This is a genomic window from Bacillus sp. BC08 (assembly GCF_054326875.1).
The window spans coordinates 188,971-208,852 of record NZ_JBTGPA010000027.1 but is presented as its reverse complement, the minus strand read 5'-3'; the positions used below and the strand labels follow the sequence as shown (position 1 = coordinate 208,852).

Here is a 19,882-nt window from a genome sequence, read left to right as displayed (position 1 = left end):
TTTAAATGCAAAGTCTGCATACGTTACTGAGATTTTAATTCCAAGTATACAAATACCAGTACTGTCATAATTGCTATAACAACGTAAGTAGCATCAAGCATTATAAGTGTTTTTAAAGTTTCAGTCATCCTAATTCACCCCTGGTATGAAAATATAAAATAATCTCTTATCAATTAAATCAGAGATTATAAAGATAACAATGTACATGAAATTTCTGAAGTAGTTCTATATAAATATATCATATAAATAATGTAAGTAATGTTAAGATAATGTAAATGTATTGTAAATAAAGTGATTTTTCATAAAATCTTTAATCAAAAAATTGATAGTTCTTCAAAATGAAAAAAAGCTATTCTTTCTGTTGAATAATAGAAAGAATAGCTTTTTTTGTATGACTAGTAGTTCCTAAATTAATTATATACATACTTCTATATGATTTTTTTAGTGTCAATAAAAATATTATGTCAACAAAATGAACTGTCACAAATTTATACTAAGTATTGTGATTGATATCACATCCTTTTTTTCTAATGGGTATTATGCTTGATTTGTAAGGAATGATTGGGAGAGGGTGGGATGATCATGTTTTGTTATCAATGTGAACAAACGCCAACAGGCGGATGTAAAGTAATAGGTGTTTGCGGTAAAAATGAAACAATTGCAAGTTTACAAGATACGATCGTGTTTGGATTAAAAGGAATTGCTGCTTATCGTACGCATGCTGCTCAGCTAGGGTATACGGATGCTTTTGTAGATGCTACGACGCAAGAAGCATTGTATATGACATTAACCAATTCTAACTTTAATGAACAAGAACATATTGATATGGCTATGAAAGTAGGGCGATCAGCCTTAAGAGTAATGGAGTTGTTAGATGAAGCACATACGAATCACTTTGGTGTTCCAGAGCCTGTTCAAATTACACAAAACCATGTAGAAGGTAAAGCAATTGTAGTTACTGGTCATAATTTATTTGCGTTAGAAGAATTATTAAAGCAAACAGAAGGAAAAGAAATTAATATTTATACGCATTCTGAAATGTTACCAGCACACGGGTATCCGCAGCTGAAAAAATATAAGCATTTAAAAGGAAACATCGGTAAGGCATGGTATGATCAACGACGTCTTTTTGAAAAATTTACAGGTGCCATATTAGCGACAACGAACTGTGTTATGCCAATTAAAGGATCATACTCTGATCGATTCTTTTCGTATGATATTGCAGGTTTAGAAGGTGTACAAAAAATTGAAAATGATGATTTTGCACCGTTGATTCAAAAAGCGCTAGAACTTCCAGAAGTACATATGGAGTCGGATGAACAGTTAGTAACAGGATTCCATCATAATACAGTATTATCATTAGCTCCAGAAATTATTGAGGCCGTAAAAGAAGGAAAGATTAAGCGATTCTTTGTCATCGCAGGTTGTGATGCACCAGGAAAAGGCGGAGAATATTATCGTGAATTAGCAACGTCACTTCCGCCAGAAACAGTTATTTTAACGACTTCTTGCGGGAAATTCCGCTTTAATGATGTGGATTACGGTGTTGTACCTGGTACAGAAATTCCGCGTTATATTGATTTAGGGCAATGCAATAATTCAATTTCTACAGTGAAAATAGCAGCCGCTTTAGCAGATGCATTTGAATGCGAAGTGAACGAATTGCCAGTTAGTATTGTTCTATCATGGTTTGAACAAAAAGCGGTTGCTATTTTACTTGGGCTATTTAGTCTTGGAATTCAAGATATTCGTATCGGTCCAAAGGCGCCTGAATTTATTTCACCTGGCGTGCTTGATGTATTACAGGAAACATTCGGTTTAAAACTAATTACAACTGCAGCGGAAGATATGGATATGATGTTATCGTAACAAAATGATGATTTGTCTTATTAAAAAGAAGAACTAGCCTATAGCACCCCGAAATAAAAATGTAGAATTTTTGTTTCGGGGTATTTTCTTTTCTTAGCGGGATAGGTAATAGTTGATTTTAGAAAAATATAAAAATCAAGTTGACATTTACAACTACTCAGTCATACAATGTAGAAGTAATAGGTGATACTGAGTAGTGTTGTTTCTTAAAATGTTTTTAGTAAACGATAGGGAATAGCGGATTTTAGAAAAAATTTGAAAATTAGTTGACATTCATCGCTACTTAGTCATACAATGTAGTTGTAATAAGTAATACTGAATAGTGTAGTTTTACTCAAAAGCTATTCAGTAAAAATTCGCCTTAGTACTCTGTGATACTGAATATAAGTCAGACAGAATAGGGGGTAAAGGAGGATCAGGACATGGAAAATTTAACTGAAATGCTGAAAGGCTCACTGGAAGGGTGTGTACTGGAAATCATTAGCCGCCGTGAAACATACGGCTATGAGATTACCCGCCACCTGAATGATCTTGGATTTACCGAAGTCGTGGAAGGGACTGTTTATACCATCCTCGTACGATTAGAAAAGAAAAAGCTTGTGAATATTGAAAAGAAACCATCAGATATGGGACCGCCTCGTAAGTTTTATTCATTAAATGATGATGGCCGTCAGGAGCTTGAATTGTTTTGGGAAAAATGGGATTTTGTATCTTCAAAAATTAACGTCTTGAAGTCAAACTAGCCTCATAATATAAAATGTTGCGGCTCATATTTGGAGAGTTTCTTGTTCTGCTTTATAAAAAAGGAGGAAAATAAGATGTTGGAAATGTTTAAAAAATTAATTGGTGATAAAAAAGAGTACAAAATGATGATGGCACGTGTTGGAGCACTGCCAGAGGACTATCAGTTTGTGTTTAAGAAAATTCAAAACTACATGTGGAATTTCTCAGCGGGTAATGGGATGGATATGCTGCACATACAGTATGAATTAATCGATTTGTTTGAAGCTGGTGCAGCGGAAGGCAGACAAGTGCTTGATATTACTGGGGAGGACGTAGCATCTTTTGCTGATGAACTAGTGGCAAATGCGAAAACATATGTCTCCAAGTATCGTGAAGATTTTAATGAAAGCATCATGAAGAAATTGAGAAAAAAATAAATGCAATTAGTAATACCGACTGATTAGCTGGTTACAAATGTGAATTGCCGCCATCGCTATTCAGTTCTATTTTTACACCACTACTAAGTAATACAGATTATCGGTGATACTAAATAGAGGGTGTAGGTAATTAATTTTATAAGGGGGAAAAAGTATGAGTAATGCAGTGATTTCTGTAAAAGGAATAAAAAAATCTTTTAAAGACAACGAGGTCTTAAAGGGAGTGGATTTTGAAGTGCAGCGTGGTGAAATTTTCGCGCTGCTAGGCTCAAATGGAGCGGGAAAGACGACAACGGTCAATATCCTTTCGACACTAATGAAACAAGATGATGGTGAGGTGAGTATTTGCGGATTTGATATTCAGCGTCAATCAGATTATGTTCGGCAAAGCATCAGTTTGACAGGACAGTTCGCAGCTTTAGACGGCATGCTTACTGGGAGGGAAAACTTGATAATGATTGCCAAGTTACGTGGTGTTTCTAGTCCCGCCCAAGTCGCTGACAATCTACTTACAAAATTTAGCCTGACAGATGCGGCCAACCAGAGGGCAGATCAGTATTCAGGCGGGATGAAGCGCCGGCTTGATATCGCGATGAGTTTGATTGGGGCGCCAGCAGTTATTTTTCTAGACGAACCAACGACTGGACTTGATCCGGAAGCGCGGATTGAAGTGTGGGATACTGTCAAGGAACTTGCTGGTAGCGGCACAACGATTTTGCTCACGACTCAGTACTTGGAAGAAGCGGAACAACTAGCTGATCGTATCGCAATTTTGCATAGCGGAAAAATTATTACGACAGGTACTCTTACTGAACTGAAAGAGATGTTCCCGCCAGCTAAGGTGGAGTATATCGAGAAGCAGCCGACATTGGAAGAAATTTTCCTTGCGATTATCGGTAAAAAGGGGGAGATGTAAATGAAAAGCAAAACAGGGGTATTACTAGGGCGCTTAATGCGCAATATTATGCGTAGTCCAGATACAATTATTACTGTAGCGATTACACCGATTATGATGATGCTATTGTTTGTTTACGTATTTGGCGGGGCTATAAAGACAGGAACGGATAACTACGTCAATTATTTATTGCCGGGAATTTTGCTAATGGCCATCGCATCCGGTGTGGCTTACACTTCTGTGCGATTATTTACGGATGTAAAGAGTGGGCTGATGGCACGTTTTATTACGATGCCTATTAAGCGCTCATCGATATTGTGGGCTCACGTTTTAACCTCTCTTGTTGCTAATGTACTTACTATCGTGGTTGTCATGCTTGTTGCGCTCTTAATGGGCTTTCGTTCTAGTGCTAATATGCTAGATTGGCTTGCAGTAGCTGGAATACTGGGGATGTTTACGTTAGCACTAACATGGCTAGCTATCATTCCAGGGCTGACAGCGAAGTCTATGGAAGGGGCGACAGCATACTCATACCCACTCGTTTTTCTTCCATTTATTAGTTCAGCCTTCGTACCTACCGAAACGATGCCAAAAATTATTCGTGCGTTTGCCGAGAATCAGCCTGTAACTTCAATTGTGAATGCGATTCGTGCCCTTTTATATGAAGGTACTGTTGGTAACGATATATGGATTGCACTCATTTGGTGTGTAGGCATCATGATTATCTCTTACTTTTTCGCTAGTAAAGCATTTAAACGTCAGTTAGGATAAGTGAATTTAGTCATCCGAAATAATATATATATTTGAAAAAGCACGGAAGATTTTCCGTGCTTTTATTATTTGCTGTGCACTCATGGTAGAAAATACGCATTATCGCTCAAGGGCAATATAAGGATAGTCGCTCTTGTAAAACTTTTAATACTTCTTCAGGCATTTCCATGATTGTAATATCCTTTCCTAGGAAAAGCAGCCAATTTGTTATCTCTGTCACTTCATCAGAATTATTAACATCGATAAATGTTTTTAAAATGGCTGTAGATTGGTAAGGATTTGTGTAAGATATTGAAACTTTAAAAGGGTGGTATTTTTTGAACTGGACAATTGCTTTCGGTCCTAATTCAAGTACGAGATTGATTATTTTGTCCTTTTTACTAAGTTTTTCTAAGATCTTTTTCTTACTTAACCTTTTTTTCGTCGTGTACGGTTCAATATTGATGAGGTCATCGACAGGAAAAATCAGCTTCTTTTCTTCTTTTAAGTCAAACCCTTCAATGATCCAATGGCTTTTTTCTTGATAAAGGTGTAATAGATAAATTGGATAAGACTTGATTTTCTCTTCTTTTTTGATGGTAATCAATAAATGTCTATCGGAAAGAAGGATTTGGATGAGTTTTTCTAACATAGGGTGGGGGAGGTCAGAAAGCTCAAGTAGGTCGGGATTATGAGGGTTAGTCCCTTCAAAAAGAAAAAGTTGATTTAAAAGAACAAGGTCATCTTGCTGGGTTTCTGAAATGAGACCTAGTAGTTTTTCGGCTAAAGATTGGCGACTTTTTAGATAGGGAAGTTGTTGGTTTCTTGTAGCCATAAAGGCAATAAAAAGAGCTTTGACTTCGTTATCAGTAAAGCGAACAACGGGCAGGATAGAATTATGCATGACAAAATATCCACCAGTTCTCCCAACTTCAGCGACAAGTGGCATGCCCATAGCTTCAATTTCTCTAATGTCTCTAATAGCTGTCGATCGTGATATGTTAAATTCTCGTATGATTTCAGTAATTGTAAAGTGCGAACGATTGTTGATATACCGCATAATTGTATTAATCCGTTCAACTTTTTTCATTGGAGTCTCCTAAACAGTATCATTTTTTGACATGATTTAAAGTTATTATAAACTCATCAGATGAAAAGATAAATCGTTTGATTCATTTTAAAAAAAGGAAGGTATTGAAAATGAAAAATTATACGATAGAAGAAAAAGATAGCTTTATTGTGTTAGGTATTGGAACTGAAATTAAGAGTGACTATACAGACTTTGCTGGAATAAATAAAGAAAAGGAAGACTTTTGGTCAGCTGTTAAAGAAGATGGAAGGTTGGATACTTTAAAAAAACTAGCTACAAACGAATACATTTTTTCTGTGAGCGAAGCGGTGAATAACAAGATGATGTATTATGCTGGTGTCATGACAGAAGCACAAATAGAAGAAGAGTCTAGAGTGATCCAGTTTCCGAAGGGAGAATACTTAGTAGTGAAAGGGGAAGACAAAACGGCTGAAGAGTTAAGTAATAAGCTTACTGGCATGGCTTTCGGTCAAGCTTTACGAGAAGCAACAGATTTTGCTTATGTTGGTGGGCCAAATACAACAGTTGAGATGGGGCAAAGAGACGGCTTAGTATTTGGTGAAATGTGGATCCCGGTTGTTAGGAAATAAAGTGATAAAAGGTGCGAATATGGAAAGTAGAGGCTAACAATCTTGAATTGTTAGCCTTTTTGACATGAATATAATATTCATATGCTACTACACATTATGTTCTGATAAAATGGAATAAAAGGGAATTAATGTAAGGTGGTGACAGAGTGAATAAAAGACGGATATTTGAGCTATTCATAGTAGTGTTTGTTTTTCTATTCCTTCATGTAAGCACATATACTAATGAAAAATTCAACGATAAATTGGGGTCATTTACTTTCGTTGTTCTATTTCTTATCGTTTATATCAACGCTATATTTATAGGACGGTATTTTGAGGATATACAAAAGTGGGTTCGAAATATAACAATTTGTTTTGCTTTGTTAGTAGTTGCTGTAGTATCACTATGGATAGGTTATTTTTAAATCTCTCTTTAAGAGAAGGAGAAGTATATGATTACCATACATTCGATCCGATCATATTACTTAGCTGCATCGGCTTATATTAATCTTTGGTCTCCTTAATCATGATAAAATGTACAATAGGAAATTTTATGTAACATAAAGGGGGAAGGTTTATGGTTAGCTTTAGTACTTTGTTAGCCTTTGCAATTGTTTCGCTTAGTATGGTTTGTTCACCAGGGCCTAATATGATTTATCTCATTTCTCGTTCCATTACGCAAGGACGTATGGCAGGATTTATTTCTCTCTTAGGCATTATGCTCGGATTTGTAATTTATATAATCGCAACAATGTTCGGACTTACAGTGCTATTCCTTGCAGTACCCGCTGTCTACGAAGCAGTCAAATGGGCAGGTGCTGCTTATTTGCTTTGGCTCGCCTGGAATTCGATAAAACCGGGTGCTACTTCTATTATGGAACCTCGTACTATTTCTAATGAGCCACCACGGAAATTATTTTTGATGGGGCTTATGACTAACCTTCTAAATCCAAAGATTGCTATTTTGTATGTGTCACTGTTACCTCAATTTGAAGATCCTGAGAAGGGATCGTTGCTTATACAAGGTGCAGTTTTAGGCCTTACGCAAATCACTGTTAGTTTTATAGTCAACCTTCTAATTGTGTTTACAGCAAGTAAAATTGCTACATGGTTTGGCACACGCCCAACGTGGCTGAGAGTACAACGTTGGCTTATGGCAAGTGTGTTGACGGGTCTTGCTGTACGTCTTGCTTTTGAACGCCGACAGTAAGCGTATTAAAAAATTTGAAGATTTTTTATGATACGGTAGGTATACCGTATTTTTTTATTTTAAGGGTAGGATAAAAGGAGAGGTATGTGAAGAATATACAATGATAAATGAAATTCCTACTTACTAGTGATGAGTAAGTTTTTATATAAATATATGAATAACCCCCTCTCATAAACAGAAGATACTTTTTATGAGAGGGGGTTATTCAATTTAAGGCTATTAAAAATGGAATAAAAGCAATGCAAGTTCTCACTTATCTAGAATAAGTGAAAAGATGATGTTTTATTTGTTCAATAAAATACTGATGGTGTATATTATCGTTCGATACTCGACTTGCCATAATAGCGCCCTCCATTGAAGATGCAAGAAAAGAAGCAAGCGATCTAATGTCTATATCTTCTTTAAGTTCATGTTTCTCTATTCCTTCTTTTATGAGAGAAGCCATTAACATTACTGTATCATCATAACCTTTTGCTGCTGCTGTTTGTAATTCTGGGAATACTCCAGTACTTTCAATTGCGCTATTAAGCAATGGACAGCCTCCAGCAATAGGGGGATTATTAGCTGCATCTTGATATACAAGGAAAATGGCAAGGATTTTATCAATTGCTGTCTTTTTATTTTCCATTGCTTTATGAAAATGCCCCCACATAATCTCACCACTTTTGTCGTAGGCAGCAAGGACAATTTCTTCTTTATTTTTGAATCTACGATAAATAGACCCTTTAGGTAGTTCAGTAGCTGTCATTATATCCTGGATGGATGTGCGAGTTATCCCATTAGTATTAAATAAATATAAAGATGTTTCAATAATTTTTTCCTTTACCGTATCAACTTTAGTCATGCTTTGTAGTCCTCCTAATAAAAATGAGTTTAATATTCCAGTTAATGTTTATCCTTTGTTTTTGTGTAAGTATAGATAAGTGTGAAGCAAAAATATATTATCAATCCCTATCTTATGGAAACCTCAAACAATACAGTTTGAACAGAGGTTAATCTAATTGTATTATTTATATTTTTTAAATGAATTTTCTGTCAAAAATAACATGATCAATTGTTTAAATTAGTCATGTTAGACAACTAATTTTACCTAAAATCGTAGAAGATGTAAAAATATATAGTTAATTTTAGTGCATAGACATATGAGTATTATATATAATCTTTATCAATATGTTTAGCTAAAGTGTTTGAACTACTCCCACTTTCACTTCTTATATAATATTACCTCTCGCAGTTCTTGTGGGTAAAAGCCTGATCACTTCATTCTATAAAAAAATAATTAATGAGTACTGGAATTTGATTGTAAATAAGAAACCGAATTATAAATATATTTGCTTTTTTCTATTTTGTTAATCATTTGTAAAAAGGGTTTAAAAAACTAGAAACTTATAGTATCATTAGACTCCGGACCGGACCGTTCGGTCTATCGACTTATATAAATATATGTAGAAGGAGAACTTTATGCAGAAAGAAAAATCAAAGATTGTAGGTAATTTAATTAGGAGGATAACAAAATGAACTTTATAAAAATGAATAAAAAAGAACTTAATATGCTAGTAATCTTTACACTGTTTGTGCCATTTCAAATTGGCTTGTACATATTATTTGGCATATCACTTTTAGCTAATGTCAATTTAGTTGAATCAGAATTTTTTCTTAGTGCCATCGGTTTTACTGTACCTGCTATTGTAGGAATAATTTTCTTTAGGAAAGAAATCATTCAAAGTTTTACTTATTTTAAAGAGAAAACAATTTTGAAAATAGTAAGTATTCCTATGGTAGTTTTACTTATGGTAATTATTGAAAATTCTATTATGCACTTCCTAGCAACTGGTCAGCCAGAGAACCAAGAACAGCTCCTTGAAAGGGGAACGGAGGTACCTCTTATCTTTACATTGCTTGTATTTGGTATTCTGGGTCCAATACTTGAAGAAATAGTGTTTCGTTATATTTTAATAAATCGCTTTTCGCATTATATTGGTACTGCTATTGCATCTATCATTTCGATTCTAATCTTTACATTTCTTCATACGAACCAGCTTTCGGATTATGCTATCTATTTACCAGGCGCGGTGATACTTACTATTGCGTATCTGATTTCTAAAAGATCCCTTGCATATGTCATAGCGATACATATGTTAAACAATTGCCTTGGTTTCATATTGTAAGAAATTAGCCTTGCATCTGTTACAGAGTTAAAAAACTAGAAACAGATATTGATAAATCATTAGACAGTCAACTAATGATTTATGTAATTCCTTGTACGTCGAAAAACCGTACTTCGTGAAGAAAATTTGATACATATGGGGACTGGGCCTTACTTAAAAATCCCAAAGTAATATTAGCTTATCTAAAAGGAAATGATCAAAAGTATGCAGATAAGACATATTATGATAATCAAGAAAGATAACAATAGAGAAAATTGGCAGGAAATAGTGAGAACAGCAGATATTCTTATATATAATGAGAGCCCAACTTAATTTAATAGATATTATAAGAAAACCATTGATTAGCCTTTTTCAAATCAATGGTTTTTATTTTTGAAATAAATATATATTTTTTATAAAAAATATTTTTTGACCCCCATAAAACTTTGTATTCCTCCGAATATATATTAGTGAAGAAAATTAATAGAAGAAAAATGATGATGAAAGAATATTGAAGTGTTAATAAATTACTAGATTAAGTGGGCATCCGAAAAAAAAGGATGAAATTACCAATGGTATAGAGAAGAGTTATTCAAGTATTGCAGATAAAATAGAAAAAGAGCAAGCAAAACAAGCGGAAGAAAATAAGAAAGTACATTAAAATATAGGCTTAACTATAGTGCCGAGAGAAAAGAGCAATCATTAGGAAAACGGTGAAAAAAGTTAGTCTCGAAAAATATAAGTAACAGCAAGAAGACAAACCTCAAGAAAAGTACTAACAAAATGTGGTTGAATGGTCACTTGTTTAGTGACCTTTTTGCTATGTGAAGGAGGCTGGGAGATTACAAGTGTTGAGTTTAGTAATGAAGATCTTAAAAAAACCAAAAATAGAAGATATCATATGTAACATACAAAACAACAGTGAAGATAAAGAAGCTTTTATCGTACAGTATCAGCCGTTTATTAGAAAATCAATCTCGTCTGTCTGCCGCCGATATATTACAGAACAGGATGATGAATATAGTATTGGGTTGTTTGCGTTTAATGAAGCAATTGAACAATATTCATATAAAAAAGGGAAATCTTTTCTAGCGTTTGCTGATCTTCTTATAAAAAGAGATGTAATTGACTATATACGCAAGGAGTCTAAGCATAACTTTGTCTTTTTAAAAGAAGATGAGCAAGAGGAAATGTTAGAAATGCAAGTATCGCTTACAGAGTATATGAAAGAGATGGACAATAGTAATCGTAAGGAGGAAATTCTTCATTTTCAAAGTGTGTTAGCTGAGTTTAAAATCACATTTTCAGAGCTTGCTAAAGAATCTCCTAAGCATCGTGACACTCGTGAGCACTTAATAGAAATTGTAAAGATGATTATAAAAGAAGAGGAAATGATGGAGGAGCTGTTCCGAAAGAAAAAGTTACCGCTTAAACATATTGAACCGCGTGTTAGGGTAAGTCGTAAAACGTTGGAGCGGCATAGAAAATATATCATTGCAATGTGTATTATCTTCGCAAACAACTATACATACATTCTTGATTATATAAGGGGAGGGAAGCATGATGAATAAAGGAATTGTGATGGATATAAAAAAACATAGCGTAGTTGTTTTAACACCAAATGGAGAGTTTATTACGTGTAAAAGAAAAGGGGATTCTTGCATGATTGGAGAGGAAATCTCGTTTGAAGAACAAGAACAAAAAGCATCACGTTTTTCAATCCCTTATTTCTTAAAGCCGGCATCATTCCTTGTCGCTTGTTTTCTATGTGCGTTGTTATTTTTCTACAACCAACCGGAAGAAAAAGTATTTGCTTACGTCTCAGTTGATATAAATCCAAGTTTAGAGGTGAGCGTAACAAAAGATCTCCGTGTTATAGATTTGGAAGCTTGTAATGATGATGGAAGGCGTATTTTAAAAGAATTGAAGCAATGGGAAAATAAACCATTGCAAGACGTAATACGTACGATTATTAAGCAAAGTCAAGAGGACAAGTATTTAACGAATGATAAGCAAGTTATGCTAACGGCTGTTGCAAAGGATAAGTTGCTAGAACCACAGTTGGTAAAGGCAATGAAAGAATTAAAGAAAGAATATGAGCTAAAACATATTACAGTCGAATATCAAAATAGTACGATGCAAGTACGAGAGAATGCTAGAAAAGCTGGAATTGGGACAGGGGTTTATATAAAGCAAGAGAATGAGAAGAACAAATCGCTTACTCCACCTGCCACGCCGTCTAATCCGGTGGAAATCGAAGAAGAGGTGCAATCGCAGCAGGAGTCAGCTCCTGATTCATCACCAGATTTGTCTCCTGAAAAAGAAAAAAAATATGAGAAGCCAGAGCATAAAGAACAAAAGAAAACAGAGGAACAGCCATCGAAGCAAATAATAGAAAACAATGGAAGAGGATCTCAGCAAGAAAATAGAGGGAATCAACAAGAGAATAACGGTAGAGGGTCTCAACAAGGGAGTAATGGAAGTCAGCAAGGAAACAACGGAAGGGGACCCCAACAAGGGAATAATGGAAATCAGCAAGGGAACAACGGAAGAGGTCCGCAACAAGGAATTAATGGAAATCAGCAAGGGAACAACGGAAGAGGATCTCAACAAGGAAATAATGGGAATCAGCAAGGGAACAACGGTAGAGGATCTCAACAAGGAAATAATGGGAATCAGCAAGGGAACAACGGAAGAGGTCCGCAACAAGGGAATAATGGAAACGAGCAAGGGAACAACGGAAGAGGTCCGCAACAAGGGAATAATGGAAACCAGCAAGGGGACAATGGTAGAGGATCCCAGAAAGAAAATGATGAAAATCAACAAGGGAACAATGGTAGGGGGTCTCAACAAGAAAATAGAGGTCACCAGCAAGGGAATGAAAAGAAGAATCAATAGAATATTGAGAGATTCATTTCAAAGCTAAAAGGACTTATCTCGCTATTGCGGGCAGTAAAACTCCCATCTCAAAATTTGGCTGGGAGTTGGGCTGCTTAAAGTTGCACTTTATTATTCTATAGTTCTAATAAGAAGGAGTATGTGAAAAATATAATGGTGAAAAACATTCAACAAGAGAAAGATAAAGCAAAATCTGTTTTTTATGATCCGAAAGGAAGGAGAAACATAGCTTTTATTTGGTTTTTATGTATCTCAATAGTTAGCGTAAGTATTGTATTTTATTTTTTCTTTCAAAGTATTTTTTCAACACCAGAAATTCCAAATATGAATACCGCTGTACAACAAGATAATAAACTTGTACCAATTAATCAAAAACTTAGTGATCAGCAGTTAAAGAAGGAAGAATTTAAACCAAATACCGAAACGAAGGATAATAAAAATTTGGTGAATTCGACGAACGATAGTAAACAACGTAAAGAAGTGTATGGCTTTTATGTAAACTGGGATGAAAATAGTACCGCTTCTTTGAAAGAAAATATCGATTCATTAACCACGCTAGTACCAGAGTGGTATCATTTAAAAGCAGATTTAACGATTAGAAGTGAGATAAAACCTGAGATAGTAAAGTTAGCAGAAAAAAATCAAGTGAAAATTATGCCTTTACTTACTAACTATACTGAGGAAGCTTCTGGTCCTGATAGTGGGCTAATTCATAAGTTACTGAATTCCTCAAATGATGTAAAGACAAAGTTTATAAATGATTTAGTAAAGCAAGTTGAAAAGAATCGATTTGCGGGTATTAATATTGACTTTGAGGTCGTACCTGAAAGCGATAGAGAAAACTTAACAAATTTCATGAAAGAAATTACTACGGTCTTTCATAAACATGATTTGCTCGTCACACAAGATGTTCCAGCTAATGATAAAGCTTTTGATTATGGTGCGTTAGCAAAAGTAATAGATCGAATGATTGTAATGATGTACGATGAGCATTATGGAGCGGGGGAACCAGGCCCAATTGCTTCAAATAAATGGTTCCAACATACATTGAAAGAACTGAATATTCCGTCTAATAAACTTGTAGTTGCTTTCGGTAACTATGGATATGATTGGGAAATAAATAGTAAAAAACCTGCGAAGTCTTTAACTTTTTCAGAAGTTATGGCAATGGCTAATGATTCCAATATGAAAATTCAATGGGATAACATGAGTGGAAATCCTTATTTTAGATATAAAACAGGAGAGAAAGAACATACTGCTTGGTTCTTAGATAGTGTTACTCTCTATAATCAAGTGAAAATCGCAATGGACAACAATGCAAAGGGGTTTGCTTTATGGAGGTTAGGAGCAGAAGACCCTACAATATGGAAAGTTTTAAAAAATCCAATTGAGGCCCAAAAAAATCCTAATGCATTACATAAAATTACTAGTTTAGATGAAGTGAATTATGCTGGCCAAGGTGAAATTTTACAGATTGAGAATGAAAGAAAAAATGGGTTGAGAGATTTCAAAGTAGGAAAAGATGGGTATCTTACAGATGAAGTATATGAATCCTTACCATCTGCATACGAAGTGCAACGACATGGGAAACCAAATGGGAAACAAGTAGTATTAACATTTGATGATGGGCCAGATCCGAAATATACACCGGAAATTTTAGATATATTAAAAGAGAATAAAATAAATGCTGCTTTTTTTGTACTTGGTGAAAACGCGCAACTACATCCTAATATTGTGGAAAGAATATACGATGAAGGGCATGAAATTGGCAATCATACTTTCAAGCATCCTAACGTCGCTGATACGTCTTTACTACGAACAAAATTAGAGCTTAATACGACGCAACGTTTAATTCAAGAAATAACTGGACATTCTACTGTTTTATTTAGACCACCATATGAAGCCGATGCTAGCCCGGATTCGTCAAATGAAATATTGCCTATTTTGCGTGCACAAAATATGAACTATACAATGGTGGGGGAAGAAGTTGATCCTGAAGACTGGGCAACACCATCAACAAATGAATTAGTAAAGCGTACTCTTACTCCCATTTATAGGGGAGAGGGACATGTTATTCTTCTCCATGATGCGGGAGGGAATCGTACCCATACGGTAGAAGCGCTCCCTATTATTATTAAAGAACTTAAAAAAAACGGATATAGTTTTGTAACAATTTCAGATTTAATGAATAAAGAACGAGATGAAATTATGCCTCCTGTTTCTTCTGAGGGTGAGCAATATTTACTTTACAATAAAGCTGTCTTTTCAGGGGCGGGATACTTTAAACATATATTAACAACTATTTTTTATATTGCTATTGGATTAGGTATTTTTCGCTTCTTATTCTTAATTTATTTTGCATGGAGGCAGAAAAGAAAAACGCTATCTCGCTATATTAATACGTCCTATCAACCTTTTGTTAGTGTTGTCATAGCAGCATATAATGAAGAAAAGGTGATAGCCAAGACGATTCGCTCAATTTTGGATAGTAATTATAGTGAGTTTGAAGTTATTGTTGTGGATGACGGATCGACAGATAATACATCAAAAGTAATGCAAGAAACATTTTATAAACACCCTAAAGTTCGTTTCATTCAGAAAGAAAACGGCGGGAAATCATCGGCAATGAACCTAGGGTTTCAACAATCTCGAGGAGAGATTATTGTCACTTTAGATGCGGATACTATTATTGCACAAGACGCTATTTCTCTCATGATTAGACACTTTGAAGATCAGAATGTAGCGGCAGTTTCAGGTAATGTCAAAGTGGGAAATAGACGAAACTTGTTAACTACTTGGCAACATGTTGAGTATATTACCGGGTTTAATTTAGAACGTAGAGCTTTTGATGAGTTAAATTGTATTACAGTAGTTCCAGGAGCTATTGGGGCATGGCGTAAAAAGAATGTAGTTGAATCTGGATATTTAAGTGAGGATACTTTAGCAGAAGATACGGATCTTACTATTACATTTTTACGTCAAGGATATAGAATTGTATATGAAGAAAAGGCCTATGCTTTTACGGAATCACCTGAAGATGTGAAAAGTCTCATTAAACAGCGATACCGTTGGTCATATGGTACACTCCAATGTCTTTGGAAACATCGAAAAGCAGTGTTTCATACAAAACATAAAACGTTAGGATTTATTGCATTGCCTAACATGTGGTTATTCCAATATATTTTGCAATTCATTGCTCCTTTTGCAGATATTTTAATGATTATGGGGCTGTTTGGTAGCAATCCGCTAAAAGTGTTAGGGTTTTACCTTGCATTCTTTTTATTGGACCTTCTCGCATCTCTCTTTGCATTTAAATTAGAGAAAGAGGATCCTAAACCGTTAGTGTGGTTAATTTTACAACGCTTTATTTATCGTCAATTTATGACTTATGTTGTTATTAAATCTATATTCTCATCTATTCGAGGTGTAGCGGTAGGATGGAATAAATTAAAGAGAATGGGGAGTGTTCAGCATTCCACAGAACATAAGGAGGCATCTTAAGAGAGCAGGTTATCTGCTCTCTTTTTCATTAGTTTTAGTAAGTTGAGTGTAGAGTAGATACGTCTGTATCTATAAGGAGATTTTTATTGATTACTGATAGTGAGACAGTATGTTAAGGTACTCCTTTAGTTTCGGAAAAAAGTTTTTTTATATTTTTTTAAAATGACGGACATAAAATCATATATACCTTCGAATTATATATATGGATAACATAAATATTTATATAAAAGGGGAGAAAAATATGAAAGAAATGTATGAAGAAATCACTGAAGTATTAAAGGTGTTAGCACATCCGGTCCGTTTATCATTAGTAAAAATAATGCTTGCAAAAGGTCCTATTAACGTAACGACAATGTATGAAATGTTACAAATGCCTCAAAGCACAATTAGTCAACATTTATCAAAACTCAAAGCTACGAAAGTCGTTACAGGTACTCGGAAAGGGTTAGAAATTTATTATGAGGTAACTGATAAGCGTACAAAATCAATATTAGCATGTTTAGTTTAAATGCTGATTGTTTAGACATTAAGAAGAGGATGCTAAAGTAATTCTGTGACTACAATTTTTAAGATTTTATACAAAAGTAATATGTATAAGTGTATGTGATTTTCTTATTAACATAAGTTGTATGTAGACTGGTTATTAATTTGTTATACTTCTAGATTATTTTATTTAATAATATTGTATGATCTTCACCTTGTTAAATTTAATATTATTTAATTAAAAATTAGTAAGGTGAAGGATTATTTATGTACACATGAAATATTTTATAAAGAGTACGACTTTGCTCCAAAGTTACATTTTTAGTTTTTTGTCTATAGATCTAATACTAAAGGGAAAATAACTGAAATATAAATGTAATTGAAAGGAGTGGAGTAACAATGGAGGTAAGCCTTTTTTTAGGTTTTTTTTGGGGGTGGATAACGGTTATCATCTCAGGAATACTTTTTGTGCGACCATCTATACTACGTGAACTGAAAAAATTAGTGGTAGAAGACAGAGGATTTGGAATTATGTATGGATTTCTATCAATTTTCCTTGGGTTAGGTACTGTAATCCTACATAATGTTTGGACACTTAATTGGCAGGGACTCATTACACTTATTGCATGGCTTGCACTATTAAAAGGGATTTATGTAATTGCATATCCTGAACCATCCAAGAAAACCGATTTTGAAGTAAGAGTGCTATCTACTCGTATAGTGCTTGCTATCCTTGGTGCTTTATCTTTATGGATGCTTATCATACTTTATATGAAATAGAGACAAATATTTTTGATTATGAGAGTATGTAGGTGGGGAGTTTTGGATAGTCCTTTGGAACGGGATTTTATAGTTAACTGTAAATGTAGTGTTTCTTTCCTTGTAGATATGTTTTTATAAATAGTGAGATGGGTAAAACGAAGAGAGTCCTAAATAAATAGGATTCTTTTCGTTTTATAAAAGTGAATTTATCTTGTATCACTAATACAATTGATATTCATTTTTTTGGACTATTCGCAATTATCTACCTTGTTATACTCAATGTCGGCTATGTGACCATCCGGTCGAATCAAAACGGTATCTATATTTTTTAACTTGGAATCTTGTATTTCTCCTATTATCACCTTTATGTGTGAATCAATATTTATTTTATTTATCTTATCTATATAAGAAGGGTGTATTAATAAGATAAATTTACCATCCTGCATTAATTCAAAGAGTTTATAACTTTTCTTATTTAGAGAAGAAATAGTGAGATTTGTACATCTTTTTCCTATCAATGGATGCCTTTCTGTATCGTGCATCGACGAATACATTATCCCTAAGCCACTTACTCTTTCGGATAAATCGTGATTTATCTCGGGGTATGTAAGTAGGTGCGAAAATAAATCCCTTAATTCCATTCCTGCATTTGAAAAGTTTATCATTAATTGTTCTTGGGCTTGTACTTCCTTGAAAAATTGTTTTCCTACAGCATGTCTTTCAATATGATAACTTTCTAATAGGCTTTCATATTTTTTTTGTTTTATTGCGAGCCCTAATTTCCAGCCTATATTAAAAGCATCTTGTAGACCTACATTCAAACCTTGTCCTCCAGCAGGGAAGTGAATATGTGCTGCATCCCCCGCTAAGAATACACGCTTATGTTGATAAGTATTTGCTAGTTTGGTTGCATTGCCAAAACGAGAAAGCCATATTGTGCTTTTAATTTGAAGATGTTCACCTGTAATACTATAAATACTATCTATAAACTCTTTTTCTGTAACAGTAACATGAACGGGTATTGTCTGATTCTTAGGATCAACAATTGCAAAACGAAATACATCAGGTGCAATAGGTACCATCATTAATATCCCATTTATATTAGAAGTAGATAAAAATGGAGTATCTGATATATCTTCTAAAATAACATCACCTAATATAGCAGTAGTTGTAGTGTTTGTTCCATTAAACGGTATATTTGATAATTCACGAACTATACTTCTTGCTCCATCAGCTCCTATTACATATGGAACTTCTATTTTATATATTGTTTCTCTTTGTTCTATTTCTAGTTGTACGAATGTTTCATATTGTTTTAAGTCTTTCAGAGTATGCCCGCGTTTAATGACTACACCTAATTCTAATGCACGTTCTTCTAATATTTCTTCTGTAATAGATTGGGGAATAAAAAGTGTATACGGAAAATCAGTATTTAAATTTTTAAAGTTTAATCTTGTATCTAAGGCAGCAAAATGACTTGTATTTAATTTCTTTCCTCTAGCTAAAAATCGATCTGCAATACCTCTCATAGCCATCAATTCTAAGGAGCGAGGGTGTAGTGTGAGTGCCCTAGAATTTCGTACCCGGTCTAATCTTCTCTCTAAAACAACAACTTTTACGCCTTGAATAGCTAATTCACATGCTGCCATCAGTCCAACTGGACCACCACCAACTACCGCTATATCATAATAATTGTTCATATCATGCCCTCCATTTATTTAATTGTTTAAGAGCTAATGTTAACAAGTGTAAATAGATGTATAAATGCTATCTATTGTACATATATAATTATAATTCATTTTAGTTTCCTTGGAAACTAAAATGAAGTTCCTAGGAGAAATCTACATAGTAAGTGTGTAGTTAAAGCTATATAGCGTGTCTTCAGCAGTAGCCATTGGGTAGCATTGATATGTAATGGGGTTTGCATTAAAGGCTGCAGCTTCTTCTGCTTGTGCTATTTTTGCTAAAAATGCTACTGCTGTAGTTCCATGTGAGTTGTAAAGGTCTTTCCGCTATTCGTAGCTTTAATGAAGTAGTAGTGGTTTTAACTCGACTTCAAATAATTCGCTTTCCATTTCATTAAGTGCATACATTGATACAGGATGTGGAGAGCTATTAGATAAGACTTGTGATGAAAGAAGTTCTCCTAATGATGAGTAAAATGTAACAAACACTTGTGAAAATGGAGGGACCATAATGATTACACGGTCAGTTTTGTGTAACGTATTAACCAACTCCAAAATAATATAGTTTTATAAAAATCAAAAAACAATAGATAAATATAAAGATATTATTATGGGTACTTTTCCGATAGTGAATTAAGAAAATTAATAAACTCTTTATTTTATTGTAAATAATTTAAGAGCACACAAATATGCGTGCTCTTAGAATAGAAAGGTAGTTTTCTATGAGTAGGGAGTCCCCATACAATAAAATATGCTTGTCCAATTTAAATGTGAGAAGTTTTTTAATAAAAACGCTATTTGGTAAGTCTATGTAAAAAAACGCCTTGTACAGGAACTCTTTGCAAAGTATTTTGTCTGCAGTC

17 protein-coding genes and 1 pseudogene are annotated in these 19,882 nt (G+C 34.3%); 15 read left to right on the top strand and 3 right to left on the bottom strand.

Going from position 1 to position 19,882, the window contains the following annotated elements:
* Window positions 1-582: 582 nt before the first annotated feature.
* From hcp to ACXVYO_RS07305, 5 genes are all read left to right on the top strand, one after another.
* The gene (gene hcp, locus ACXVYO_RS07325; RefSeq protein WP_458466484.1) at window positions 583-1,869 is read left to right on the top strand and encodes a hydroxylamine reductase; all 1,287 of its coding nucleotides are present in this window, start codon (window positions 583-585) and stop codon (window positions 1,867-1,869) included.
* A 422-nt stretch (window positions 1,870-2,291) separates the two neighbouring features.
* A complete protein-coding gene (locus ACXVYO_RS07320; RefSeq protein ID WP_064475931.1) occupies window positions 2,292-2,612 on the top strand; it encodes a PadR family transcriptional regulator in 321 nt (106 codons plus the stop codon).
* 75 nt (window positions 2,613-2,687) lie between these two features.
* Complete coding sequence (locus tag ACXVYO_RS07315; protein WP_458466483.1) at window positions 2,688-3,029, top strand: DUF1048 domain-containing protein; 342 nt, start codon at window positions 2,688-2,690, stop codon at window positions 3,027-3,029.
* 154 nt (window positions 3,030-3,183) lie between these two features.
* Entirely contained in the window at window positions 3,184-3,945 is a 762-nt protein-coding gene (locus tag ACXVYO_RS07310) for an ABC transporter ATP-binding protein (RefSeq protein ID WP_458466482.1), read from the top strand.
* Complete coding sequence (locus tag ACXVYO_RS07305) at window positions 3,946-4,695, top strand: ABC transporter permease (protein WP_458466481.1); 750 nt, start codon at window positions 3,946-3,948, stop codon at window positions 4,693-4,695. It begins immediately after the preceding gene.
* Between the two features lie 106 nt (window positions 4,696-4,801).
* On the opposite strand, the gene ACXVYO_RS07300 is transcribed toward ACXVYO_RS07305, so the two are convergent.
* The gene (locus ACXVYO_RS07300) at window positions 4,802-5,764 is read right to left on the bottom strand and encodes a helix-turn-helix transcriptional regulator (RefSeq protein ID WP_458466480.1); all 963 of its coding nucleotides are present in this window, start codon (window positions 5,762-5,764) and stop codon (window positions 4,802-4,804) included.
* Window positions 5,765-5,874: 110 nt separating this feature from the next.
* On the opposite strand from ACXVYO_RS07300, the gene ACXVYO_RS07295 reads away from it, so the two are divergent.
* From ACXVYO_RS07295 to ACXVYO_RS07285, 3 genes are all read left to right on the top strand, one after another.
* On the top strand, window positions 5,875-6,354 hold the full coding sequence (locus tag ACXVYO_RS07295; RefSeq protein WP_458466479.1) for a GyrI-like domain-containing protein: 480 nt from the start codon (window positions 5,875-5,877) through the stop codon (window positions 6,352-6,354).
* A 146-nt stretch (window positions 6,355-6,500) separates the two neighbouring features.
* Window positions 6,501-6,758: a DUF3963 domain-containing protein gene (locus ACXVYO_RS07290; RefSeq protein WP_458466478.1), complete on the top strand. Its 258-nt coding sequence runs from the start codon at window positions 6,501-6,503 to the stop codon at window positions 6,756-6,758.
* Window positions 6,759-6,910: 152 nt separating this feature from the next.
* Window positions 6,911-7,543 carry a LysE family translocator gene (locus ACXVYO_RS07285; protein ID WP_087958887.1) on the top strand — a complete coding sequence of 211 codons (633 nt, stop codon included), beginning with the start codon at window positions 6,911-6,913 and terminating at the stop codon, window positions 7,541-7,543.
* A gap of 253 nt (window positions 7,544-7,796) precedes the next feature.
* Here the strand turns inward: ACXVYO_RS07285 and ACXVYO_RS07280 are convergent, their stop codons facing one another.
* Complete coding sequence (locus ACXVYO_RS07280; protein WP_088029449.1) at window positions 7,797-8,387, bottom strand: TetR/AcrR family transcriptional regulator; 591 nt, start codon at window positions 8,385-8,387, stop codon at window positions 7,797-7,799.
* Between the two features lie 670 nt (window positions 8,388-9,057).
* On the opposite strand from ACXVYO_RS07280, the gene ACXVYO_RS07275 reads away from it, so the two are divergent.
* From ACXVYO_RS07275 to ACXVYO_RS07245, 7 genes and pseudogenes are all read left to right on the top strand, one after another.
* On the top strand, window positions 9,058-9,711 hold the full coding sequence (locus ACXVYO_RS07275; RefSeq protein ID WP_097908015.1) for a CPBP family intramembrane glutamic endopeptidase: 654 nt from the start codon (window positions 9,058-9,060) through the stop codon (window positions 9,709-9,711).
* Between the two features lie 119 nt (window positions 9,712-9,830).
* Window positions 9,831-9,953 (top strand): annotated as a pseudogene (locus ACXVYO_RS07270) (glycosyl transferase family 2); the annotation flags it as partial.
* A gap of 585 nt (window positions 9,954-10,538) precedes the next feature.
* Window positions 10,539-11,261 (top strand): RNA polymerase sigma factor SigI, encoded by a 723-nt coding sequence (sigI, locus tag ACXVYO_RS07265; protein WP_458466477.1) that lies wholly within the window; start codon window positions 10,539-10,541, stop codon window positions 11,259-11,261.
* Complete coding sequence (locus ACXVYO_RS07260; protein ID WP_458466476.1) at window positions 11,251-12,588, top strand: anti-sigma factor domain-containing protein; 1,338 nt, start codon at window positions 11,251-11,253, stop codon at window positions 12,586-12,588. Before sigI ends, ACXVYO_RS07260 begins: the two co-directional genes overlap by 11 nt.
* Window positions 12,589-12,741: 153 nt before the next feature.
* Window positions 12,742-16,089, top strand: coding sequence for a glycosyltransferase (locus ACXVYO_RS07255; protein ID WP_458466708.1), 3,348 nt, complete (start codon window positions 12,742-12,744; stop codon window positions 16,087-16,089).
* A gap of 241 nt (window positions 16,090-16,330) precedes the next feature.
* Complete coding sequence (locus ACXVYO_RS07250) at window positions 16,331-16,597, top strand: ArsR/SmtB family transcription factor (protein WP_075309502.1); 267 nt, start codon at window positions 16,331-16,333, stop codon at window positions 16,595-16,597.
* 374 nt (window positions 16,598-16,971) lie between these two features.
* Window positions 16,972-17,352 carry a hypothetical protein gene (locus tag ACXVYO_RS07245; RefSeq protein WP_048525572.1) on the top strand — a complete coding sequence of 127 codons (381 nt, stop codon included), beginning with the start codon at window positions 16,972-16,974 and terminating at the stop codon, window positions 17,350-17,352.
* Window positions 17,353-17,582: 230 nt separating this feature from the next.
* Here the strand turns inward: ACXVYO_RS07245 and ACXVYO_RS07240 are convergent, their stop codons facing one another.
* On the bottom strand, window positions 17,583-19,034 hold the full coding sequence (locus tag ACXVYO_RS07240; protein WP_458466475.1) for an FAD-dependent monooxygenase: 1,452 nt from the start codon (window positions 19,032-19,034) through the stop codon (window positions 17,583-17,585).
* Window positions 19,035-19,882: the final 848 nt, after the last annotated feature.